Source organism: Streptomyces sp. NPDC031497 (assembly GCF_055580905.1).
On sequence record NZ_JBVIKO010000005.1, the window covers coordinates 89036 to 109868 of the forward strand.

Annotated in this window: 21 protein-coding genes, 1 tRNA gene and 1 riboswitch; of the genes, 6 read left to right on the forward strand and 16 right to left on the reverse strand. The window is 71.0% G+C overall.

Annotated elements, in window-relative coordinates; all coding sequences use genetic code 11:
- Positions 1-2: 2 nt before the first annotated feature.
- The 11 genes from ACZ5K7_RS11765 to ACZ5K7_RS11815 form a co-directional block, all read right to left on the reverse strand.
- The gene (locus ACZ5K7_RS11765) at positions 3-1127 is read right to left on the reverse strand and encodes an MsnO8 family LLM class oxidoreductase (RefSeq protein WP_468912716.1); all 1125 of its coding nucleotides are present in this window, start codon (positions 1125-1127) and stop codon (positions 3-5) included.
- A complete protein-coding gene (locus ACZ5K7_RS11770; RefSeq protein ID WP_468912718.1) occupies positions 1120-2202 on the reverse strand; it encodes an LLM class flavin-dependent oxidoreductase in 1083 nt (360 codons plus the stop codon). The genes ACZ5K7_RS11765 and ACZ5K7_RS11770 overlap by 8 nt, the downstream gene beginning before the upstream one ends.
- Positions 2199-3572: an NtaA/DmoA family FMN-dependent monooxygenase gene (locus tag ACZ5K7_RS11775; RefSeq protein ID WP_468912720.1), complete on the reverse strand. Its 1374-nt coding sequence runs from the start codon at positions 3570-3572 to the stop codon at positions 2199-2201. Before ACZ5K7_RS11775 ends, ACZ5K7_RS11770 begins: the two co-directional genes overlap by 4 nt.
- Before the next feature lie 22 nt (positions 3573-3594).
- The gene (locus ACZ5K7_RS11780) at positions 3595-4800 is read right to left on the reverse strand and encodes an LLM class flavin-dependent oxidoreductase (protein WP_468912722.1); all 1206 of its coding nucleotides are present in this window, start codon (positions 4798-4800) and stop codon (positions 3595-3597) included.
- A 66-nt stretch (positions 4801-4866) separates the two neighbouring features.
- A complete protein-coding gene (locus ACZ5K7_RS11785) occupies positions 4867-4962 on the reverse strand; it encodes a putative leader peptide (RefSeq protein ID WP_351703418.1) in 96 nt (31 codons plus the stop codon).
- A 43-nt stretch (positions 4963-5005) separates the two neighbouring features.
- Positions 5006-5719, reverse strand: a complete 714-nt coding sequence (locus tag ACZ5K7_RS11790; RefSeq protein WP_468912724.1) for a GNAT family N-acetyltransferase — start codon at positions 5717-5719, stop codon at positions 5006-5008.
- Positions 5720-5744: 25 nt separating this feature from the next.
- Positions 5745-6770, reverse strand: a complete 1026-nt coding sequence (locus ACZ5K7_RS11795; RefSeq protein WP_351703413.1) for an ABC transporter substrate-binding protein — start codon at positions 6768-6770, stop codon at positions 5745-5747.
- 84 nt (positions 6771-6854) lie between these two features.
- On the reverse strand, positions 6855-7637 hold the full coding sequence (locus ACZ5K7_RS11800) for an amino acid ABC transporter ATP-binding protein (RefSeq protein ID WP_351703410.1): 783 nt from the start codon (positions 7635-7637) through the stop codon (positions 6855-6857).
- Complete coding sequence (locus tag ACZ5K7_RS11805; protein WP_468912727.1) at positions 7634-8614, reverse strand: amino acid ABC transporter permease; 981 nt, start codon at positions 8612-8614, stop codon at positions 7634-7636. The genes ACZ5K7_RS11800 and ACZ5K7_RS11805 overlap by 4 nt, the downstream gene beginning before the upstream one ends.
- Positions 8615-9005: 391 nt before the next feature.
- A riboswitch (SAM riboswitch) is annotated at positions 9006-9129 on the reverse strand.
- Between the two features lie 77 nt (positions 9130-9206).
- The gene (locus ACZ5K7_RS11810) at positions 9207-10079 is read right to left on the reverse strand and encodes a glutathione S-transferase C-terminal domain-containing protein (protein WP_468912729.1); all 873 of its coding nucleotides are present in this window, start codon (positions 10077-10079) and stop codon (positions 9207-9209) included.
- A 130-nt stretch (positions 10080-10209) separates the two neighbouring features.
- Positions 10210-10356 (reverse strand): putative leader peptide, encoded by a 147-nt coding sequence (locus ACZ5K7_RS11815; protein WP_450972621.1) that lies wholly within the window; start codon positions 10354-10356, stop codon positions 10210-10212.
- Positions 10357-10516: 160 nt separating this feature from the next.
- Here ACZ5K7_RS11815 and ACZ5K7_RS11820 point away from each other — a divergent pair, with 160 nt between their 5' ends.
- The 4 genes from ACZ5K7_RS11820 (at position 10517) to ACZ5K7_RS11835 (ending at position 13682) form a co-directional block, all read left to right on the forward strand.
- A complete protein-coding gene (locus ACZ5K7_RS11820) occupies positions 10517-10774 on the forward strand; it encodes an RlpA-like double-psi beta-barrel domain-containing protein (protein ID WP_351703399.1) in 258 nt (85 codons plus the stop codon).
- Between the two features lie 141 nt (positions 10775-10915).
- The gene (locus ACZ5K7_RS11825) at positions 10916-11725 is read left to right on the forward strand and encodes a hypothetical protein (protein ID WP_468912732.1); all 810 of its coding nucleotides are present in this window, start codon (positions 10916-10918) and stop codon (positions 11723-11725) included.
- A 61-nt stretch (positions 11726-11786) separates the two neighbouring features.
- Positions 11787-12254 carry a hypothetical protein gene (locus ACZ5K7_RS11830; RefSeq protein ID WP_468912734.1) on the forward strand — a complete coding sequence of 156 codons (468 nt, stop codon included), beginning with the start codon at positions 11787-11789 and terminating at the stop codon, positions 12252-12254.
- A 612-nt stretch (positions 12255-12866) separates the two neighbouring features.
- Positions 12867-13682, forward strand: a complete 816-nt coding sequence (locus ACZ5K7_RS11835) for an SAM-dependent methyltransferase (protein WP_468912736.1) — start codon at positions 12867-12869, stop codon at positions 13680-13682.
- 226 nt (positions 13683-13908) lie between these two features.
- Here the strand turns inward: ACZ5K7_RS11835 and ACZ5K7_RS11840 are convergent.
- Positions 13909-13986 (reverse strand) — tRNA-Met (locus ACZ5K7_RS11840).
- A 110-nt stretch (positions 13987-14096) separates the two neighbouring features.
- On the opposite strand from ACZ5K7_RS11840, the gene ACZ5K7_RS11845 reads away from it, so the two are divergent.
- A complete protein-coding gene (locus ACZ5K7_RS11845; protein ID WP_468912738.1) occupies positions 14097-14255 on the forward strand; it encodes a hypothetical protein in 159 nt (52 codons plus the stop codon).
- Positions 14256-14280: 25 nt separating this feature from the next.
- Here the strand turns inward: ACZ5K7_RS11845 and ACZ5K7_RS11850 are convergent, their stop codons facing one another.
- Positions 14281-14901: a hypothetical protein gene (locus tag ACZ5K7_RS11850; RefSeq protein WP_351703387.1), complete on the reverse strand. Its 621-nt coding sequence runs from the start codon at positions 14899-14901 to the stop codon at positions 14281-14283.
- 232 nt (positions 14902-15133) lie between these two features.
- On the opposite strand from ACZ5K7_RS11850, the gene ACZ5K7_RS11855 reads away from it, so the two are divergent.
- Positions 15134-16825, forward strand: coding sequence for a DUF7910 domain-containing protein (locus tag ACZ5K7_RS11855; RefSeq protein WP_468912741.1), 1692 nt, complete (start codon positions 15134-15136; stop codon positions 16823-16825).
- Positions 16826-16883: 58 nt separating this feature from the next.
- Here the strand turns inward: ACZ5K7_RS11855 and ACZ5K7_RS11860 are convergent, their stop codons facing one another.
- The 3 genes from ACZ5K7_RS11860 to ACZ5K7_RS11870 all read right to left on the reverse strand — a co-directional run bounded on the left by ACZ5K7_RS11860 (position 16884) and on the right by ACZ5K7_RS11870 (position 20725).
- The gene (locus tag ACZ5K7_RS11860; protein ID WP_351703381.1) at positions 16884-18248 is read right to left on the reverse strand and encodes an MFS transporter; all 1365 of its coding nucleotides are present in this window, start codon (positions 18246-18248) and stop codon (positions 16884-16886) included.
- Positions 18249-18303: 55 nt separating this feature from the next.
- Complete coding sequence (locus ACZ5K7_RS11865) at positions 18304-19779, reverse strand: NAD-dependent succinate-semialdehyde dehydrogenase (protein WP_468912744.1); 1476 nt, start codon at positions 19777-19779, stop codon at positions 18304-18306.
- Between the two features lie 148 nt (positions 19780-19927).
- Positions 19928-20725, reverse strand: coding sequence for an IclR family transcriptional regulator (locus tag ACZ5K7_RS11870; RefSeq protein WP_468912746.1), 798 nt, complete (start codon positions 20723-20725; stop codon positions 19928-19930).
- Positions 20726-20833 lie beyond the last annotated feature (108 nt).

Here is a 20833-nt window from a genome sequence, read left to right on the forward strand (position 1 = left end):
CCTCAGCGCCGACGCCATTCCGCCGCGAGGAGTTCGTAGGAGCGGACCCGGTCGGCCTGGTCGTGGGTGATCGTGGTGATGAGCAGTTCGTCGGCGCCGGTGGCCTCCCGGAGCTGCTCCAGGCGGTCGGCGACGTGCTGCGGGCTGCCCACGAACTGGGTGTCGAGGCGGTCCTGGACCAGCTCCCGGTCCTCGTCCGTCCAGACGTGGGCCCGGGCCTCGTCGGGGGTGGGGAAGGGGATGGCCCCCTCCGCGGTGCGGATGCTGCGGACCCAGGCGCCGTAGCCGGTGGCGAGTTCGCGGGCGGTGGCGTCGTCCTCGGCGACCACGACGTCGGCGGAGACGCTGACGTACGGCTTGTCGAGGACGTCCGAGGGCTGGAAGTACGACCGGTAGCCGTCCACCGCCTCCAGGACCGTGGCCGGGCTGACGTGGTAGTTGGCGGCGAAGCGCAGGCCTCGGGCACCCGCGACCTGGGCGCTCTCGCCGCCGCTGCTGCCCAGGATCCACAGTTCGACGTCGGCGCCCTCGCCCGGGACGATGTGCGCCTCCACGCCGTCCTCGGTTCGGTAGGTGCCGGCGAGCAGCGCGAGGATGTCGTCGATCTGTTCGGCGTAGTCCTGGGACTCGGCGCCCGGGAGCTGGAGCAGCTTGCGGTGGAGCGCGATCCGCGGGGAGCCGAGGAGGCGGGCGAAGGAGAAGCGGGGCGGGATGACCAGGCCGTTGGGGGCCCGGCCGTCGACCACCGGGGTCGCCGTCGGCGCGGTCGTCTTCTCCCCCGGCGGGCGGCCGCCGGAGCGGCCCAGGCCCAGGTCGAGGCGGCCCGGGTGCAGGGCGTCGAGGAGGCCGAACTCCTCGACGGTGGCGAGCGCGGTGCGGTGTCCGAGCTGTACGGCGCCGGAGCCGAGCCGGATGGTGGAGGTCGCGGCGGCGGTGAGCGCGAGGACGACCGCGGGGGACGTGCCGGCCACCCCCGGGTTGAGGTGGTGCTCGGCGAACCAGTAGCGGGAGTAGCCGAACTCCTCGGTGCGCTGCGCGAGTTCGATGGAGTTGCGCAGGGCGTCGGCGGCGGTGGCACCGCTCGGGACCGGCACCAGGTCGAGGACTCCGAGCGGGATGTCAGACATGTGCGGGCTCCTCGGCGGCCGGGAGGACGGGTGCCCACGGGAACGGTGGGTCGGGGATGTCCTTGCGCAGGACCGGGGCCACCGCCGACTGGAACAGCTCCAGCGAGTCGCGGTGCTGGGTGTCCGTCAGCCCGCCGGCGTCGGCGTGCAGGTGCAGGACCGTGTGCCCGAACTGCTCGTGGTAGCGGTGCACCTTCTCGATGACCTGCTGCGGACTGCCGATCAGCGCCGAGCTGCGCTCGACGAAGTCCTCCAGGGTCTCGAAGACCACCGGTAGTCCGGCCCGCCGGAAGAAGGCCAGGTTCGCCTCGAACACCGGGCGGTAGGCGGCCAGCGCCTGCTGGGTGGTGGGCGCCACCAGGAGGCCCGCCGTGCCCGCGCCGACGGCGATGTCCGCCGGGTCGTGGCCGTAGTGCTCCCAGCGTTCCCGGTAGTGGTGGATCAACTCGGCATAGGGCTCGATGGGGTTGGTGACGTTCGCGGAGAACAGCGGGTCGCCGTAGCGGGCGGCGAGGTCGACGGACTCCTTGCTGGTGGCGCTGCCGTGCCAGACCCGTACCGGCCGCTGGTAGGGGCGCGGCCAGACCTCGGCGTCCGTCAGCTCCGGCCGGAACCGGGTCTTCGCCGTCACCTTGTCCTGCCGCCACAGCTGCCGGAACACCTCGTAGCTCTCGGCGTTGCGGTCCCACTGGTCCTCGGGCGTGACATGGAACAGCTCGCGCTGGGCGGTGCCGTTGCCCTTGCCGATGATCAGGTCGAGGCGGCCCTCGGAGAGGTGGTCGAGGGTGGCGTAGTCCTCGTAGGCGCGGACCGGGTCCAGCAGGCTCAGCGTGGTCACGGCGGTGAAGAGCCGGATGCGCCGGGTGAGCGCGGCGACATGGCTGAGCACCACCGTCGGCGAGGAGGAGATGAACGGCCGCTCGTGCCGCTCCCCCACCCCGAACCCGTCGAAGCCCAGTTCCTCGGCGAGCACGGCGTTGTCGAGGACCTCCCGGAACCGTTCGTGGGTGGACTTCTGTCTCCCCGTGACCGGATCCGGGCGGTGCACGATCAGGGTGATCGCCAGGAATCTCACGACGCCACCCGCTCGCCCCGCGGTGCGTCGGGGTGCGCGAGGCCCAGGTGGTCGCGCAGGGTGGGGCCCTCGTAGTCGGTGCGGAAGACGCCCTGTTCCTGGAGGAGGGGTACGACCTTGTCGGCGAAGACGTCGAGGCCGCCGGGGGTGATGTGCGGGACGAGGATGAAGCCGTCGCTGGCGTCCGCCTGGACGTACTCGTTGATGGTGCGGGCGACGGTGGCCGGGGTGCCGATGAAGTTCTGTCGGTTGCCGGTCTCGATGACCAGGTCGCGGATCGACCACTTGTTGGCGGCGGCCAGCTCCCGCCACTCCTGGGCGATGGCCAGCGGGTCGCGGTACATCCGCACCTGCGCCCGGCCGCGCGAGATGTGCTCCGCGCTGACGTCCGGATCGATCTCGGGCAGCGGGCCCTCGGGGTCGTACGACGACAGGTCCCGGTTCCAGACGAACTCCAGGTGCTTGAGGGCCGTGGCCCCGCTGACCTGCTGGCGGCGCACCTGGCGGGCCAGCTCTGCCGCCTCCTCGTCGGTGTCGCCGAGGATGAAGCTGGCGGCCGGCAGGATCAGCAACTGGTCAGGCGTACGGCCGTACTTGGCGAGCCGGGACTTCACGTCCGTGTAGAAGGCCTGGCCGCCTTCGAGGGTGGCGTACCGGCTGAAGATCGCGTCGGCGCCGGCGGCGGCGAACTCACGGCCCTCGTCGGAGTCGCCGGCCTGGAAGATCACCGGGCGGCCCTGCGGGGAGCGCGGCACGTTGAACTGCCCGTGGATGTCGAACTGCTCGCCCTGGTGGACGAAGGAGCCGGCCTTGGCGTCCCGCAGGAAGGTGCCGGTGGCCTGGTCGGCGAGGATCTCGTCGCCGCGCCAGGAGTCGAAGAGCTCGTGCGCGGTGGCGAGGAACTCCTTGGCGCGGGAGTAGCGCTCGTCCTGCGGCAGGTAGCCGCCGCGCCGGAAGTTCTCGCCGGTGAAGGCGTCCCAGGAGGTGACCACGTTCCAGGCGGCCCGGCCCCCGGAGAGGTGGTCGAGGCTGGCGAACTGGCGGGCCACCTCGTAGGGCTCGTTGAACGTGGAGTTGATGGTGCCGGTCAGCCCGAGGTGCTCGGTGACGGCGGCCAGCGCGGCCAGCACGGTGAAGGTGTCCGGGCGGCCCACGACGTCCAAGTCATATATCTTTCCGCCCTGTTCGCGCAGCCTGAGGCCCTCGGCGAGGAACAGGAAGTCGAACTTGGCGCGTTCGGCGGTCTTCGCGAAGTGCGCGAAGGAGCTGAACTCGATGTGGCTGCCGGCGGCCGGGTCGCTCCACACGGTGGTGTTGTTGACGCCGGGGAAGTGCGCGGCCAGGTGGATCTGCTTCAGGGGCTTGCTCATGTCGGGTGCGGTCCCTTCCGGCTCAGGCAGCGGCGTAGCGGTTGGCGGGGCGGGCGAGCCCGAGGAGTCCGCGCAGGGTGTCGGCCTCGTAGGCGGTCCGGAAGCGGCCCCGGCGTTGCAGCTCGGGTACCAGGCCCTCGGTGATGCGCGGCAGGTCGTGGCCGAGGACGGCGGGCCGCAGCCGGAAGCCGGTGAGCCCCTCCGCCGCGAACTCCTCCACCAGATCCGCGAGTTGGGTGGTGGTACCGGCGAAGATCCGGGCGTCGCTCGTGTACGGCGTCCCGGCCAGGTCGTCGAGGCGCTCCCGGCGGGCCGCCGCCTGGGTCTCGGTGTCGTCGAGGAAGACCACCAGGTCGCCGAAGACGTGCAGCGGCTCGGCGGCGCGGCCGGCCGCCGCCTGCTCGGCGCGGATCTCGGCGACGATCGCGCGGGCCTGACCGGTGTCGTGCGGGGTGACGTAGCCGAGGTCGGCCTGCCGGGCCACCAGCCGGTACGGGATCGTCTGGTGGGCGAGCGCGGTGACCAGCGGCTGGCCCTGCGGCGGGCGCGGGGTGATGGAGGGGCCCTTCACGCTGAAGTGGCGGCCCTCGAAGTCGATGTAGTGCAGCTTGTCGCGGTCGACGAACCGCCCGGTGGCCGCGTCGCGGATCTCGGCGTCGTCCTCCCAGCTGTCCCAGAGGCGGCGCACTACCTCCACGTAGTCGGCGGCCTCGTCGAACAGGTCGGCCACCACCGGGCTGTCGTAGGCCTCGATCTTCGGGATCGTACGACGGCCGAAGTGGCCGGCCTCGTTCGGGCGGGCGGTGATCTGGACGCGCAGCCCGGCGCGGCCGGTGCTGACGTAGTCGAGGGTGGCGATCGCCTTGGAGATGTGGAACGGCTCCGTGTGGGTGGCCACCACCGTCGGCACCAGACCTATGTGGTGGGTGAGGGGTGCGATCCGGGCGGCGATGAGCACCGCGTCGAGGCGGCCGCGCACCTGGTCGGTGCGCTCGTCCGGCTCCAGGAAGTGCGAGGACTGCGGGCCGAGACCGTCCTCGATGGTCACGAAGTCGAGCAGACCGCGTTCGGCCTCGGCGGCCAGGCCGGCCCAGTAGCCGGCGGTGAGCAGGTCGCGGGGGCGGGCGACCGGCTCGCGCCAGGAGGCGGGGTGCCAGCCGGTGCCGTCGAGGGCGACGGCGAGATGCAGGGGAGAACGAGATGAAGGAGATGAAGGAGATGAGGACACAGTGGTGCCTTCCTGGAGGTCCGTACGGGGGCGCGCCGAGGAGAGGGGCGCGGCGAGGACAACGGGTCAGGAACAACAGAGCGCGCCGGCCACGCGCACCAGGTCGATGTGCGGCCGGGAGTGCAGGACGGTACGGCGGCTGGGGCTGAGGACACGTGTCATGTCCCGCACCTCCCAGCCCGCTCCGTGTACATCTCGTCGTGACTCACAACAGCCCGGCGTTCGCGGTTGTTCCCGGGCTGCGCACCAGCAGGGTGCGGGTGCGCAGCCGCTCGGTGAAGCCGATGGACTGGTACAGCCGGATCGCCGTGGCGTTGCCCGGGGCGGCGTGCAGGAACGGGGTGTCACCGCGGTCCCGGATGCCGACGGCGACCGCGCGCACCAGGCGGGTGGCCAGACCCCGGCCCCGGTGCCCGGGGTCGGTGCAGACCGCGCTGATCTCCGTCCAGCCGGGCAGCCGCAGCCGCTCGCCCGCCATCGCGATCAGCCGTCCCCGGTGCCGGATGCCGAGGTAGGCGCCCATCTCGACGGTCCGCTTGCGGAACGGGCCGGGCTCGGTGCGGGCCACCAGGTCCAGCATCTCGGGCACGTCGTACGAGCCGAGCCGGACCGCCTCCGGGTCGGGTTCGGCCCGCAGCCCGGTGTCGACGAACTGGACGCCCACCCCGCCGCCGACCACCTCCCAGCCGGGCGGTGCTTCCTCGACCGGCTTGATCTTCACGGTGGTGCCGGGGCCGACGAGCGTGTGCAGGTCGGCCCAGGCCTCCGGGTCGGTGGGGTCGGAGAGAGCGGCGTAGGCGTAGATGTCGTCGGGGTAGCGGGCGGCCCGGCCGAAGCGCTCGGCGAGGTGCGCGTGCGGACCGGCGAGCGCGGACCAGACGGCGTTGTCCAGGACGCCGAGGGATGCTTCAACGGTCATGGTGGCGTTCTTCCCTGACGATGGGTCAGGAGTTGTCCAGCGGCAGTCCGGGCGGGTTGACCTCGGACTTGGCGACGGCCTCGTTGGAGAGGTTGTAGGCGGCCAGCCACTTGGCGTACTGACCGTTCTTGATCAGGTAGTTGATGGCGTCGGCGAGCGGCTTGGCAAGGCCGCTGTCCTTCTTCGCGGTGGCCGCGATCAGACCCTGGAGGCTGGCGCCCGCGCCGGAGTAGGTACCCGCGGTGCGGGTGGCGTTGGGTGTGTTCGCGGTCTGCCTGTTGTGGTACGCGATGCCGGGGTTGGGGCCGAGGTAGGCGTCGATCTTGCCGCTGTTGAGGGCCAGGTAGACGCTGTTGCTGTCCTGGTAGTACTTGACCGTGACCTTCTTGCCCTCCTTGGCCAGCTTGGCCTTCCACTCCAGGAGGATCTTCTCCTGGTTGGTGCCGGCGCTGACGGAGACGGTCTTGCCGGCGAGGTTCTCGTAGTTGTCGTCGAAGTTCCAGGTGCTCTTCTTCGGGACCGTGAAGGCGAGGTTGTCCTGCCGGTAGGACGCGAACTCGTACTTCTTCTTGCGCTCCTCGGTGTCGGTGATGTTGGAGAGGGCCACGTCGACCTTGCCGCTGTCGATGCCGACGAACATGTTCTCCCAGGTGAAGCTCTTCAGCTCGGGCGTGAGGCCGAAGACCGCGGCGACCAGCCGGGCGAGGTCGGGTTCGGAACCGGTGAGGGTCTTCTGGTCGCTGCCCACGTAGGCGAGCGGCGGGAATCCGGCGGGCAGGACACCCTCGCCGATGACGAGCTTGCCGCTCTTGCGGACGGAGGCGGGCAGTTCGGCGCTGATGGACTTGACCTCGGAGACCTTGACGGTGGTCTGCTGGGCGGCGCCGTTGGAGACCTGTCCGATGACGACCTCGCCGCTCTTGGCGCTGTCGGTCGTGGTCGCGGCGTCGCTGTCGCCCCCGCAGGCGGCGAGCCCGGTGGCGAGGGTCGCTACGGCGGTCGCCGTGGTGAGGCCGCGGATCAGGCTGCGTCGGGAGAGGAGCGTGGGCATGGCTGTCCTTCGTGTCTCAGTGACAAGTGAAAGGGGGGGTGGTTCAAGGGAAAGAGGGGGTGGTTCCAGTGAAAGGGGTGTGGTTCAGAGGACCTTGCGGAGGAAGTCCCGGGTCCGTTCGTGCCGCGGGTTGTCGAGGATCTCGGCGGGCGGGCCCTGTTCGACGATCCTTCCGGCGTCGATGAAGACGATCCGGTCGGCGACCTCGCGGGCGAAGCCGATCTCGTGGGTGACGATCACGAGGGTGGTGCCGCCGGAGGCCAGGTCCTTGATGACGGCGAGGACCTCGCCGACCAGCTCGGGGTCGAGCGCGGAGGTCGGTTCGTCGAAGAGGATGATGCCGGGCCGCAGGGCCAGGGCGCGGGCGATGGCCACGCGCTGTTGCTGGCCGCCCGACAGCTGCCGCGGGTAGGCGCCGACGCGCTCGCCGAGGCCGACCCGTTCGAGGAGTTCCTTGGCCAGCTGCTGGGCCTCGGGCCTGGTCAGCTTTCCGGTGGCGACGGGGGCGGCCGCGACGTTGTCGAGGACCGTCAGGTGCGGGAACAGGTTGAAGTTCTGGAAGACGAAGCCGATCCGGCTGCGCTGGGCCAGGATGGCGCGTTCGCTCAGCTCCTTGAGCCGGTCCCCGTGGCGCTTCACGCCGACCAGTTCGCCGCCGACGCTGACGTAGCCGGTCTCGGGCTTCTCCAGGTGGTTGATCACCCTCAGCAGGGTGGACTTGCCGGAGCCGGACGGGCCGAGGATGACGGTGACCTCGCCGGGGCGGACGGTCAGGTCGACCCCGTCGAGGACGCGATGGGCGCCGTACGACTTGTGGACGTCGTGGATCTCCAGGGCGGCGGGCGCGAGGTCCGGTGCGGTGGTCATGCGGCGGCCTCCCGGCGTATCCGTTCCCGCAGGTCGCCGAGGCCGGTGCGGAGTTTCTGGAGGGGGGTCGGCGGCAGCGTGCGGGTGGCGCCGCGGGCGAAGTACCGCTCGACGTAGAACTGGACGACGGAGACGGCGCTGGTCAGGATCAGGTACCAGACGGTGGCCACGAGCAGCAGCGGCACGATGTCGCCGGGGTAGGTGCTGCCCATGGACTGCACCGAGCCGAAGAGGTCGAGCAGCGAGACGTAGAACACCAGGGACGTGCCCTTGATCAGCCCGATGAGCTGGTTGACGTAGTTCGGCACGATGGAGCGCAGGGCCTGCGGGAAGACGATCCGGGTGAACTGGTAGCTCTTGGGCAGGCCGAGTGCGGCGGCCGCCTCGTGCTGGCCCTGGTCGACGGAGAGGATGCCGCCGCGCACCACCTCGGCCGCGTAGGCCGCCTCGTTGAGGCTGAGGCCGACCACGGCGACCACCATGTCGGTGGCGAGTTTCGACTCGTCGAAGCTGACGAAGGACGGGCCGAAGGGCACACCCAGGCTCAACGTCTGGTACAGGGCCGAGAAGTTGTAGAGGAAGATCAGCAGGACGATCAGCGGGATCGAGCGGAACAGCCAGGTGTAGGTCCAGCTGACGGCGCGCAGCACGGGGCTGCCGGAGAGCCGGGCGACGGCCAGTACGACGCCGCCGAGGAGGCCCAGCACGGCGCTGAGCGCGGCGACTTCGAGGGTGATGACGAGCCCGTCGAGGATCGTGGGCCGCAGGAACCAGTAGCGGAACCGGTCCCACTGGTAGAAGGGGTTGGTGGCCAGTCCGTGTGCGAACTGCGCGACGACCACCAGGACGACGGCGGTGGCGATCCACCGGCCGGGGCGGCGCAACGGCTGAACCCGCTGGGTTTTGACGGGTTTTGACGTATCGTCAGTTGGTGGCGGTGCCTCGGCGAGGGACACGGTGCCTGGGGGTTCGGTCATGGCGGGCTCCGGCGGAGTCGGACACCCCGGGCCCCACGGCCGGGACCGTACGACCGGGCCGCATGCGGGCGGGCGGCACGGTGCACGGGGGCGCGCGGGGCAGGGGGGCTGGGCGGACGGCGGCACACCGGGCGACCGGTGTTTCGACGGGGACGCTGAGGCGCGAAGCTGCGGGAAGCCGGCGGAAAAGCCTGGTCAGACCCGACAGCGGGCACAGCCCGGTGCGGTACACGCGCTACACAGGGCGCTGTTGACACGGAGCAGATCGACGGCACGGTCGGCGACGAGCGGGCTCGGATACGGGCGTACGCAGCCCGAGGTGCGGCGCTCGGCCGTCCTGGAGGCTGCGTACATGTCCGTCACCTGTCACTGTCGTGCTGGCCCTCGGGGGGCCTCGCGCTTACCGAATCGTCGCTTGCCGAAACGTCATCGGTCCGGTCGTCACCTGGGGCACCCCACCGCGATGCGAGGGTTGCCGGTCAGCAAGCCAGGGCTTGACGCTGACGCTCTTGACCGTTCTGGTCCGTAAGTAACGCAGTTGCCCGAACGAATGTCAACGCCTGTCCGACTGGCGAAACGGTTCGGGCCGCTCTCACCTGCGCGGAACGCCGGGAGCGTCCGCCGCGTGGCCCGCCCAGTCCAGGATCTGGACGGCCGCACCGGCGGCTTCCAGGCCCTGGCAACGGCCGTGGTGGCGACGGGCGATGCCGTCGAGGTCGAGGTGGGCGCCGAAGGCCGGGTGCGCGGCCAGCCGGCGGGCGTAGGCCCACAGCACCGGATGGCCGGCGATGCGGTGCACGGCGGAGGCGTCCAGGTGGTTGCGGTGCACGGTGTCGAGTTGCACCAGGGCCACCCACAACTCGACGTCCGCCGCCGTGAGTTGCCCGCCGACAAGGAACTCCGCCCCGGTCAGCCGGCACTCCAGCTCGTCCAGGGCGGCGAGCAGCACCTCCAGCGCCTCCGGGTCGCCGCCCACGCGCCCGGCGCGCTGCGCGGCCTGCTCGATGCCCTCGGCGCACAGCCGCTCGACGGCCTCGATCTCGGCCTCGGCACCGCACGGGTACAGCCGGGTGGCGCCGTCGCCGAAGTGGCGGTCCAGGTCGCGCAGGATGTCCCGGCTGTGGGTGGAGACGATGCGGCCGGACCAGTCGTCGCTGAGCACGGGTGCGAGGGCCGGTCCCGAGTAGTGGTGGGCGCTCGCCTCGTACAGCGGGCGCAGCGCCGTGTGGCTGCCGTCCGGACAGTCCGGGACGGCGGGCAGATAGGTGACCGGACAACAGTCGTCGAGGGCCAGCAGGCTGTGGCCGACGGCGATGCGGAGGCCGTCGGGACAGGCGGTGGCGAGGTGGAGCCGGTAGCGGCGCGGCACGGCGTAGTGGCCGCTGCGCGCGTCCCGGCCGATGCGCCCTCGGAAGGCGGGGGTGGTCCGGACGGACGGGAGGGCGGCGAGCGGAGTGATGGACATGCGTCTCCCCGGGGGTGCGGACGCGCGGACGTACGCGCGGCGGAAGCGTTCGTCGGCGGGTGGGCGTTCGGCGGGTGCGGCCGACGGCGGGCACCCGGCCGGTGCGGCTGGTACGGCCGGGAGCGGGGGCTCAGCCGGTGCGGCTGATGGCGCTGCGGCTGATGGCGCTGCACACACGCTGCAGGTCGATGTGCAGGCGGGAGGTGAGCAGCGGGACGGGGCCGGGCGTACGGTTCCCTCGGCGCTGTCTGCCGGTGACCGTGCGCAGCCGACCCATCTTTCCCTACCTTTTCACTAGGATTCCCACCTGGAGTGTCGATCGGCCTCCGCGTGCCGTCAAGGGGGCGTCCACGCCTGGGACACCCGGCCCCGGGTTGCCGCCGGGCGGGAGCCGCGGTCCGCTGGAGACGCGGGCCGAGTGACAGGAGCCGGATGCGATGAGCGAGCCCCCGGGTCCCGGGCCCGTGCCCGGTGCCGTGCCCGAGACCTTCGCGTTCAGCTGCGGGCGGTGCGGCAAGGCCTGGGAGGCGGCCTTCCAGGCGGTGTTCTTCACCGACCCGATCGCCGACCCGGACCTGCAGAGCACCCTGGAGTACGTCGACGAGGCCGGCCGGGCCGTGCGGTCGCCGCTCGCCGACGCGGTGTGCCCGCGCTGCGGCAGCCGGAAGGTGCGGATCACGGCTCCCGGGTCGTGACGCTCACCCGGATGGCACGCGCGGGTGGTCGTCGGCCGTGCCGGATGGTGGCGTGGAGGGACGTACCGCCGTCGCCCGCGGAGTGCCGCAGCACCGCCGCCCCGCGGAGTGACGGACCGCGTTCCCGAGGAGGCAGTCGCGATGATCCGTCCGTCCCGACCCGTGCGTGTTCTCGCCTCGGCCCTGGCGGCGGGGATCCTGCTCGCCACGGCGGCCTGCACGGACGGGAGCGGTAGCCTCAAGGCCGTGGCCGTCTCGCCGGCCGGCGAGCGCTCCCCCGCGTCTCCGTCGGCGACCCGCGCCCTCACCAGGGCGGGCGCGCAGGCCGCGCTGATCACACCGGCCGACATCGAGGACAACTGGCAGCTGGCCAAAGACGCGGCGACCTGGCGCAACTCGATGCTGGTCGGCAAGGTCGACGTGGCCGACTTCCTCACCGCCAAGTCCGCCGCCGCCGACTGCCAGCGCCTCCTGGACGGCCTCTACTCCGACAGCCTCCTCGGCCGCGCCTCCGGCGCCTCCGGGCTGCGCGGGTTCACCTCCGAGGACTCCCGGATGCTGTACCAGGTCGGCGACTACGGCTCGGCGAACCTGGACGCCACGCTGGCCTGGCTGAAGACCCTGCCGGACAAGTGCGACCAGTTCACGGCCACCGGCAAGGACGGTGGCAAGCGGACCGTGCAGGTCGTCTCGGCGAAGGTGCCGAAGTCGGGCGACGCGCGCGCGGCCCTGACGGTGACCGTCCAGGGCAACGTCCAGGGCCAGTCCGCCACCTACACCACGGACGTGGCGGTGCTGCGCATCGGCGCATCCGGGGCGGCGGTCACCAACGGCGGCCTGTCCGGTGTCGACCACGACAGCACCGCACTGGCCGTGCAGACCGGCGCCCAGCGCCTCAAGGACGTCCTGTCCGGCAAGACCCCGGCACCGCTGCCGAGCCAGTTCGACTAGTTCAGCGCGGCATCGGGTCCTCGGGGTTGCTCTGGGTGGTGCCCGGTTCGCCGTTGTCGCGGTGCCATTCGACGAGGAGTTCGTCCAACGGCCCGCTGCAGGTGTGCGACCGGCCGACCTGCAGGCGCAGAACTTGCGCATCATCAGACGTGCGACGATCGACCGCGTACTGCTGTTCGACGTTGCGCCTTTGCAGTCTGAGCGGCCCAAATACACTTGCTGCTCCCGTAACGAGAGCTCCAGCCACGACAGCATCGGCGATGTCACCTGGGCGGACGTCGGCAACGGCTACTTCCTCGATCCGGCCAGTGGCGTCCTGCTGCGACCCCAGGAGTACGGCGTTGTCGACGTCGGCACAGATCAAAAGGCCCATGGCCTGGTCGTCGGCTCGAACGGCGGCGGCCTGACCTATGTCGCAGGGCCTGATGGGGCGATTTACCGCACGCGGACGGCGTCGCTGGACGAACCGGAGCTCGACAAGGTCCCGATGACCTACGGCAGTTTCTGGAGCTGTTGGAGAGCTCCCTGACACGGTTTCGCCGACGGCGACCCGGATTACCTGTAAGCGCAGGCCCAGGCGCCCATTTTGTTAGCCGCTGTCACAGCCGTCCCGCCCATCACAAGAAGGGCACGAAGCCTCGGCGCACTGGACAGACGACGAGGTCAAGGACGCAAGACAGTGAGATCCTGGGCCCGTGGCTGGAGGCAATACACAGCATTCAGGCGACTGTGCAGGTGGCGACGAGGTGGCCTAGGCCAGCCAGTCCGGCCACTCCACGAGGGTTCGCCGGCGGCTCAACCTTCGGTACCCAGGTCGCCGTTGACTACTGGCTCGCGGGCCCGCTCCCCCGGAAGGGTGCACGACCTTCCCCAGGGTGAGCCGAGTTCCGCATCAGCTGGCCGGCCGGGAGCGGATCACGAGGACGCCTGGTGGATCTCATCGTCCGGCAGGGGCAGACCGACCCAAGTGGCGACAGCCGCAAGCAGAGCGCCGTAGACCCGGGTCTCCTCCGGCCCACCTGTTCCGGGACGCGACGATGGCGGCGTGCGGCAGAATGGCGCCCACCGATGTGCCATGACGCAGCCGTGACCGCAAGTGCCCTATTTCATGCGGTCCTTGGGCGTGCGAGGAGAGGAAGACGTGAGCGATAACCAGAGCGCCGACGCCGCAGTGCAGCGACTCGATACTGGGACGGCGCACAACGCTCGCGTGTGGAACTACTGGCAGGGCGGCAAGGACAACTACGCGGTCGACCAGCAGGTAGGCGATCACGTTGCCGGAATGATCCCCGTCATCCGCGACATCGCGCGCGCCGACCGGGAGTTCCTTGGCCGCGCCGTGCGCTGTCTGGCAGAGGAGCACGGCATCCGTCAGTTCCTCGACATCGGCACCGGCCTGCCGGCCTTGGAGAACACCCACGAGATCGCCCAGCGGATCGCCCCCGAGGCGCGGATCGTGTACGTCGACAATGACCCCATCGTGCTCTCGCACGCCCGCGCCCTGCTGACCAGTGCCCCGGAAGGCGCCACCGACTACATCGACGCCGATGTGCACGACCCGGACACGATTCTGCGCATCTCCGGACGGACACTCGACTTCACCAAGCCCACCGCACTCATGCTGCTCGGCATCCTCAACTTCGTCCTTGACGGTGACGAGGCACGGGCCATCGCACGTCGGCTCGTGGAGGCGCTGTCCCCCGGCAGCTTCCTCGTACTGACCCATCCCACCACGGAGCCCGAACTCGGCGGCGACCTCCAGCTTGAGGCGATGGAGTTCTGGAACGCCAACGCCAAACCGCCGGTCACCGCCCGCAGCAGCGAGGAGGTCGCCCAGTACTTCGACGGGCTCACGTTCCTGGAGCCCGGGCTCGTGTCCTGCTCGCTGTGGCGGCCGGAACCCGGCGAAGAGCCCACGGTCGTACCCCAGCTGGGAGCCGTGGCGCTGAAGCCGTGATCTCTCGCTTCACCTCGCTGCCGGGCACACTCACCGGCAGGCCCGCCCCCGTTCCCGACGGCGACCTCGCTGCCTACCGCCCGGTGGGACATCCTGGCGCTGGTCAACGCCGGCTCTGTTGAGGTGCGAAGGCACCCGGATACTTCTGGCGACGGCGTGCGACCTGGAGCCCTGCTGCCGAACGACTCCGGCCCCCGGCGACGAAATGTCGCCGGGGGCCGGATGTTGGTAGCGGGGGCGGGATTTGAACCACGCGACCTCTGGGTTATGAGCCCAGCGAGCTACCGAGCTGCTCCACCCCGCGTCGGTATCTCTACCGTACGGCATCCGCGCGGCGCCGGCAGGGATTTATGCCGCCGGGCCGTCCCTCGGGTCTGCCACTGTGCGGCACCCTTGGACCGTGGCATTCCCTGGGTGGGCATACTCGTGGGCACGAGAGTCCCGCTCCGCACCCGTCTGTGCGCGGCGTTGACGCTGCTGATCATGTGCGCGGGATCGGCCGGGGGGCATGCCGGGCTCCGGCTGGGCAGCTGGCTGGGCGCGGGCGCCGGTGCGCTCACCCGGAAGCCGTAGCCGCGGCCGAGCGCGGGCCCGTGGCCTACTCGTACCCGACGACCTCGAAGTCCTTGCTGACGAACACATGGTGCGGCCAGTTGACGCTGATGTTGTGCACCTCGTACTCGCCGTCGGCCAGTTGGACGACCCGGTCGTCGATGCCGCCGGGGACGACGGCCTGCGCGGCCTTGACCGCCTTGTCCGCGGTCCTGCCGCCGATGATCGTCCCTTCGCCCTCGGTGTAGTCGGGGATCCGACCGACCGACTTGTCCGGTGACGGGGTCCCCTGCTGGAAGGGGATCACTCCGGCCGCCTGGGCGGCCGCCGCTCCGCCGTCGCCGTGGCGCTGCACGACGACCCGGGTCGCCGTGACGGTCGCGCTGTCCACCGTGCCGAGGACGAGCACGCTCGCACCGGTCTTCACGGCCTTGGCCGGGCCGCCGACGGTCTTCGTGGCCGAGGTCTCGTCCACGGTCACCTTGACGCCGGTCGCCGTCGTCAGGGTGAAGCCGGACGAGGACGTGGAGTCGACGATGCCGGTCGCACCGCCCTCCGCGGGACCGGCCGCGGGAGCCGCCGAGGCGGACGTGCCGCCCAGGGTGACGGCGACCAGCGCACCGGTCAGCCCGGCGGCCATGACCCATTTCCTGCCGTACGCGCCCATGATGGCGTTCCCTTCGTAGGAGGTAGCTGCCACCGAGCCTGCGAGCCGTTCCTTTAATGACGCTCACACGTGCCTTAAGACATCCTCAAAACAGGACTAGACCATTCCGCGCCTGGCCCGCATGCTGCACACTCGTCTTGCCCCCCACCCACATCACCCCTTAACTCACGCCTTGAGCTATCCCCCCGGCTCCACCTCCCCCCTTCTTCACCCCGGCCCACGGAGTTCCCGCATGCCCAAGTCCCACCGCACCTCCCCCTGGACGCGCCGCAAGGTGCTCGGCGCGACCGCCGGCGGCACCGCGGCCGCCGCGCTGGGCACGTTCGCCGTCACCCGCGCCGCGTCGGCGGCCACCACCGCGAGCGCCCCCGGTGACGTCGTCGGCAAGGTCACCGTCGGCTACCAGGGCTGGTTCGCCTGCAAGGGCGACGGCGCTCCGATCAACGCCTGGTGGCACTGGGCCCCCAACAGCGCCTCGACCCCCTCGCCGTCCAACAACGGCATCAAGGCCTGGCCGGACATCCGCGACTACACGAAGACGTACACGACCGCGTTCGCGAACTTCGGCAACGGCCGCACCCCGGGGCTGTTCTCGTCGTACGACCAGCAGACGGTGAACACCCACTTCCTGTGGATGCAGCAGTACGGCATCGACACCGCGGCGCTCCAGCGCTTCAACCCGACCGGCGGCGAGGGCCCGACGCGGGACGACATGGCGCAGAAGGTGCGCAGCGCCGCCGAGGCGTACGGCCGGAAGTTCTACGTCATGTACGACGTCAGCGGCTGGACGAACATGCAGTCGGAGATCAAGACCGACTGGACGAACAAGATGTCGGCGCACACGGCGAGTTCGGCGTACGCGGTGCAGAACGGCAAGCCGGTCGTGTGCATCTGGGGCTTCGGATTCAACGATGACAAGCACGCGTTCAGCGCGGACGCCTGTCTCGACGTCATCAACTGGTTCAAGGACCAGGGCTGTTACGTCATCGGCGGGGTACCGACCTGGTGGCGGACCGGGACGAGCGACTCGCGCTCCGGTTTCTCCGACGTGTACCACGCGCTGAACATGATCTCGCCCTGGATGGTGGGCCGGATCGGCAACTCCTCGGACGCGGACAACTTCTACACCAACGCGACCGTGCCGGACCTCGCCGACTGCGCCGCCAACGGCATCGACTACCAGCCGTGCGTGCTGCCCGGCGACGTCAACGAACGCCAGCGCGCGCACGGCGACTTCATGTGGCGGCAGTTCTACAACATGGTCCGGGCCGGGGTGCAGGGCATCTACATCTCCATGTACGACGAGTACAACGAGGGCAACCAGATCGCCAAGACCGCCGAGTCACAGGCCTGGGTGCCGACCGACTCGGGGCTGCTCGCCCTCGACGAGGACGGCACCGCCTGCTCCGCCGACTACTACCTGCGCCTGACCGGCGACGGCGGCCGCATGCTCAAGGGCGGCCTGGCCCTGACCGCCACCCGCCCCACCCAGCCCTACGTCAACGGCACCTCGGCCGGCAGCCCGGCCACCGCCACGGTCACCCTCAAGGCGCGCGCCAACGGCAAGTTCGTGACGGCGGAGAACGCGGGCGCCGCCGCTCTGATCGCCAACCGCGACACCGCCGGCACCTGGGAGAGATTCGACCAGATCGACCTGGGCGACGGCGACATCGCGCTGCGCTCGCGGGCCAACGGCCAGGTCGTCTGCGCGGACGACGCGGGCGCCTCCGCCCTGATCGCCAACCGCACGGCCATCGGCGGCTACGAGACCTTCCAGCTGGTGAAGAACTCCAACGGCACGGTCAGTCTGCTGGCCGCCGCCAACGGCAAGTACGTGACCGCCGAGAACGGCGGTGCGGACGCGCTGATCGCCAACCGGACGGCGATCGGGACCTGGGAGCAGTTCGACCTGGCGACGGTCTGAGACAGCCTGGAGGCCCCGCGGGTGCTCGCCCACGGGGCCTCCGTGCCGTCGGGAGGTGTCAGCCGCTCACCGGCCCCCGTGCCGTGCGCGCCGCCTTCGCGAGGTCCAGGTCGGTGGTCTCCGGGGCGAGGAACTGGGAGACCAGGCCGCCGACCGCGAGCACCCCCGCCCCGATGAGCAGCACGAACTCCACGCCGAACCGGTCGAGGCCCATCGGCAGCAGGAACGTGCCGACGGCCGCGCCGACCCTGCTCATCGCGGTGGCGAAGCCGACGCCGGTGGCGCGCAGCGAGGTCGGGAACACCTCCAGCGGGTAGACCGCGGTGAGCGCGCTGGAGGCCGCGTTGAGGAAGATGAAGAACAGGAAGCCGGCCACGATGACGGGCGTCGAGTGCGGCCACACCGCGACCAGTGCCAGACAGCCGGCGGTGATCCAGAACGGCGGGATCAGCAGCCTGCGGCGGCCGATGCGGTCCACGACCAGACAGCCGGCGGTGACACCGGCGACCGCGGTGAACGAGTAGACGAGCAGCGCCGCGACGGCGTTGTCGCCCATGTGGAGGGCGTCGAAGACCTGGGTCCAGAAGGTGCCGATGGCGAAGTACGGCAGCACCAGCGCGGCCCAGAAGACGCTCGCGAACACCGTGCTGCGCAGGTGTTCCTTGCTGAACAGCGCCCAGAACCCGGCCTGTCCGGTCGCGGCCCGCTCGTCGAGTTCCGCGTCGACGTCGATCTCGATGCCGTACCGCTCGATGAGCGCCTCGGCCTCCTCCCGGCGGCCCTTGCTCAGCAGCCAGCGGGCCGACTCCGGGATGCCGCCCCGCAGCGACACGCAGATCACCGCGAGGACCGCGCTGCTGGCCAGGGACCAGCGCCAGCCGCCGTCGACGTTCGCGAACACGGCGCCGACGACCGTGGCCAGCGCGTAGCCGACGTACCAGCTGATCTCCAGGCTGGCCAGCAGCCGGCCCCGGCCCTGTCTGGGGGCGTACTCGGAGAGCAGCGGGGCGCCGATGGCGTACTCGCCGCCGATCGCCACGCCCATCAGCAGCCGGATCAGGAAGAGCTGGAGCCCGTCGGTGACGAAGAACTGCAGCACCGAGCCGACCAGGAAGATCACCATGTCGGCGAGGAACACCGGGCGGCGCCCGAAGCGGTCGGCGAGCCGGCCGAAGAGGGGACCGCCGACGAAGATACCGATCAGCGGGGACGCTCCGACCAGGCCTTCCATGAGGGTGGAGAGGTGGAGGTCGGCGGTGAGGGCCGTCATGGCCATGCCGATGCCGCCGATGATGTAGCCGTCGATGCCCTCGCCTATCTGGGTGGCGAGCTTCAACTTGGTGTGCAGACGACGGCGTTCGCGCGTGTGGTCGGGGGCCTGGGGGGTGCCGGGCGGTTGCTGGGTCGCAGGCGTCATTGCCATGAGCGGTCCTCGGGGTGAGCGGGTGAGCGGGCGGGGACGGGCAGCGGTGAAGGGATCAGAGAGGCCAGTCGAGGGCGATGTACTGCGTCTCCAGGAAGGCCTCGATGCCCTCCCGGCCGCCCTCCCGGCCGAGGCCGGACTGCTTGACGCCGCCGAAGGGCGCGGCCGGGTCGGACAGCAGACCGCGGTTGACGCCGACCATGCCGGCCTCCAGGCGCTCGGCGACGCGCAGCGCCCGGCCGACGTCACGGGAGTAGACGTACGAGGCCAGGCCGTGGACGGTGGCGTTGGCGCGGGCCAGCATCTCGTCCTCGTCGGTGAAGGTGGTGATCGGCGCGACGGGCCCGAAGACCTCCTCGTGCAGGACGCGGGCGTCGTCGGGGACGTCGACGAGGACGGTCGCGGGGTGGAAGTGGCCGGGCCCGTCCGGGACTTCGCCCTGGGCGGCGATCCGCGCGCCGCGCGCCAGGGCGTCGGCGACCAGGTCACGGATCTTGGCCACGGCCGCCTGGTCGATCATCGGGCCGAGCGTGACCCCGTCGGCGAGGCCCGGCCCGGTGCGTACGGCGGCCATGGCGGCGCCGAACTTCTCGGTGAACTCCGCCGCGACGTCGGTGTGGACGTAGAACCGGTTGGCGGCGATGCAGACCTCTCCGCCGCCGCGCATCTTGGCGTCCATCGCGCCGAGCACGGCGGCGTCGACGTCGGCGTCCGCGCAGACCACGAAGGGCGCGTTGCCGCCCAGTTCCATGGTCACGTTGACGACGTTCGCGGCGGCCTGTGCCAGGAGCAGCCGGCCGGTGGCGGTGGAGCCGGTGAAGGAGAACTTGCGGACCCGTTCGTCGCCGAGCCAGGCCGAGACGACCTCGGGGGCGCGGTCGGTGGGCAGGACGTTCAACAGGCCTTCGGGCAGGCCGGCTTCGGTCAGCAGCGCGGCGATCGCGAGGGCGGTGAGCGGGGTCTGAGGGGCGGGCTTGAGCAGCACCGGGCAGCCGGCCGCGAGCGCCGGGGCGATCTTCCGGGTGGCCATGGCGGCCGGGAAGTTCCAGGGGGTCACGAACGCGGCGACGCCGACGGGGTGTTTGCGTACGACGTGCCGGTAGCCGCCGGCCGGGGCGTCCCCGAAGGCGGAGCCGACCCGGACCGCCTCCTCGGCGAACCAGCGGAAGAACTCGGCGGCGTAGCCGACCTCGGCCGCCGCGTCCCGGTAGGCCTTGCCGTTCTCCAGCACGATGAGCCGGGCGAGGGTGTCGGTGTGCTCGCGCATCAGCGCGAAGGCCGTGTGCAGGATCTCCGAACGGCGCCGGGGCGGGGTCGCCCGCCAGCCGGCCGCGGCCGACGCCGCGACCTCTACCGCCGCACGGGCGTCCTTCGGCCCCGCCGCGGAGACCTCCCTGATCAGCCCGCCGGTGGCCGGGTCGTGCACGGGGTAGGTCCGTCCGTCGGCGGCCGGGAGCCAGTGGCCGCCGAGGAACACATCGCCTTCCGCGAGCGGCGCCTTGGCCAGGAGGTCGATGCCGGCGAGGTTCATGAGCTGCTCTTTTCTCCGTTCCGGACGAGGCTCGTCCGATGCGCGGTGAATTTACGAGCGCGTCATGGGGCCGACAAGGCACTCTCGGCGGATCGCAATGGGGGTTGCTCTGAGGGCAACTCGCCGATCTTGGGCGGGAGTACGGCGGTCAGGTGAGCCGGGCCAGTTGCGGCGGGGTGCGCCGGGGCTCCCAGCCGAGCAGCGAGGACACCCGGGCCGCGGCCCGTGCCGTGGTGCGCCCCGCCTCGTCGAGCCGGTCGCCCAGCCGGGGCTTGGGGGCGGAGATGTTGATGGCGGCGACGACCCGGCCCCGGAAGTCCCTGACCGGGGCGGACACCCCGACCAGCCCCTCCTCGAACTCCTCGCTGACGCGCGCGTAGCCCTGCCGTCGGGCGTCCTGGATGAGGGACCACAGCTCCTGGACCGGCATCTCCCCGCTGGTGCCGAAGCGGACGTACAGCTCGTCGGGGGTGGCGTCGGCGAGCAGCACGCGGCCCGCCGACAGCCGCCAGGCGGGCACCCCGCGCCCTTCCCAGCCGTGCACGCGGAAGGAGTGCCCGGAGACGGAGAGCAGGGTGAGGACGTCACGGTCGCTGAGCACGCACAGGTGGCTGGTCTCCTCCAGGTCCGCCGACAGGGCGTGCATGACCGGCTCGGCCACTCGTACCAGGCGGCTCTCGGAGGTGCGGGCGACCAGGGAGAACAGGCGCCAGCCGAGCCAGTACTCCAGGGTGTCGGGGTCGCGCTCGACGATGCCCTCGGCCGCGAGCGCCTTCAGCGCCCGGGAGATCTGGGTCTTCTCCCGGCCGACCAGCTGGGCGAGGCGGACGACGCCGAGGCCGCCGGCGTTCTGGGCCTCGTCGGAGGCGAGGGCCTCCAGGAGGTCGATGTCACGGCGCAGGCCGTGGCCGCGGGAGGCCGCGGAGGAGTCGGTCACAGGGGTCATCGTATGCGCGCTTTCGGGCAGAGGAACCCCAGGTCAGCATGGAAGTTGTCAGGAGAGCAACCGGCATTTCGATTCCCCTGGCCGCCTTGCGAGGGGGTGGTGACGGAC

What these genes read in the sequence shown, in the direction of transcription:
- ACZ5K7_RS11765 (WP_468912716.1), bottom strand. Translation starts at nt 1,127, where the DNA reads ATGTCTGACATCCCGCTCGGAGTCCTCGACCTGGTGCCGGTCCCGAGC.
- ACZ5K7_RS11785 (WP_351703418.1), bottom strand. Translation starts at nt 4,962, where the DNA reads ATGACACGTGTCCTCAGCCCCAGCCGCCGTACCGTCCTGCACTCCCGG.
- ACZ5K7_RS11865 (WP_468912744.1), bottom strand. Translation starts at nt 19,779, where the DNA reads ATGAACCTCGCCGGCATCGACCTCCTGGCCAAGGCGCCGCTCGCGGAA.
- ACZ5K7_RS11860 (WP_351703381.1), bottom strand. Translation starts at nt 18,248, where the DNA reads ATGGCAATGACGCCTGCGACCCAGCAACCGCCCGGCACCCCCCAGGCC.
- ACZ5K7_RS11825 (WP_468912732.1), top strand. Translation starts at nt 10,916, where the DNA reads ATGATCCGTCCGTCCCGACCCGTGCGTGTTCTCGCCTCGGCCCTGGCG.
- ACZ5K7_RS11810 (WP_468912729.1), bottom strand. Translation starts at nt 10,079, where the DNA reads ATGTCCATCACTCCGCTCGCCGCCCTCCCGTCCGTCCGGACCACCCCC.
- ACZ5K7_RS11775 (WP_468912720.1), bottom strand. Translation starts at nt 3,572, where the DNA reads ATGAGCAAGCCCCTGAAGCAGATCCACCTGGCCGCGCACTTCCCCGGC.
- ACZ5K7_RS11855 (WP_468912741.1), top strand. Translation starts at nt 15,134, where the DNA reads ATGCCCAAGTCCCACCGCACCTCCCCCTGGACGCGCCGCAAGGTGCTC.
- ACZ5K7_RS11820 (WP_351703399.1), top strand. Translation starts at nt 10,517, where the DNA reads ATGAGCGAGCCCCCGGGTCCCGGGCCCGTGCCCGGTGCCGTGCCCGAG.
- ACZ5K7_RS11870 (WP_468912746.1), bottom strand. Translation starts at nt 20,725, where the DNA reads ATGACCCCTGTGACCGACTCCTCCGCGGCCTCCCGCGGCCACGGCCTG.
- ACZ5K7_RS11850 (WP_351703387.1), bottom strand. Translation starts at nt 14,901, where the DNA reads ATGGGCGCGTACGGCAGGAAATGGGTCATGGCCGCCGGGCTGACCGGT.
- ACZ5K7_RS11815 (WP_450972621.1), bottom strand. Translation starts at nt 10,356, where the DNA reads ATGGGTCGGCTGCGCACGGTCACCGGCAGACAGCGCCGAGGGAACCGT.
- ACZ5K7_RS11800 (WP_351703410.1), bottom strand. Translation starts at nt 7,637, where the DNA reads ATGACCACCGCACCGGACCTCGCGCCCGCCGCCCTGGAGATCCACGAC.
- ACZ5K7_RS11805 (WP_468912727.1), bottom strand. Translation starts at nt 8,614, where the DNA reads ATGACCGAACCCCCAGGCACCGTGTCCCTCGCCGAGGCACCGCCACCA.
- ACZ5K7_RS11790 (WP_468912724.1), bottom strand. Translation starts at nt 5,719, where the DNA reads ATGACCGTTGAAGCATCCCTCGGCGTCCTGGACAACGCCGTCTGGTCC.
- ACZ5K7_RS11795 (WP_351703413.1), bottom strand. Translation starts at nt 6,770, where the DNA reads ATGCCCACGCTCCTCTCCCGACGCAGCCTGATCCGCGGCCTCACCACG.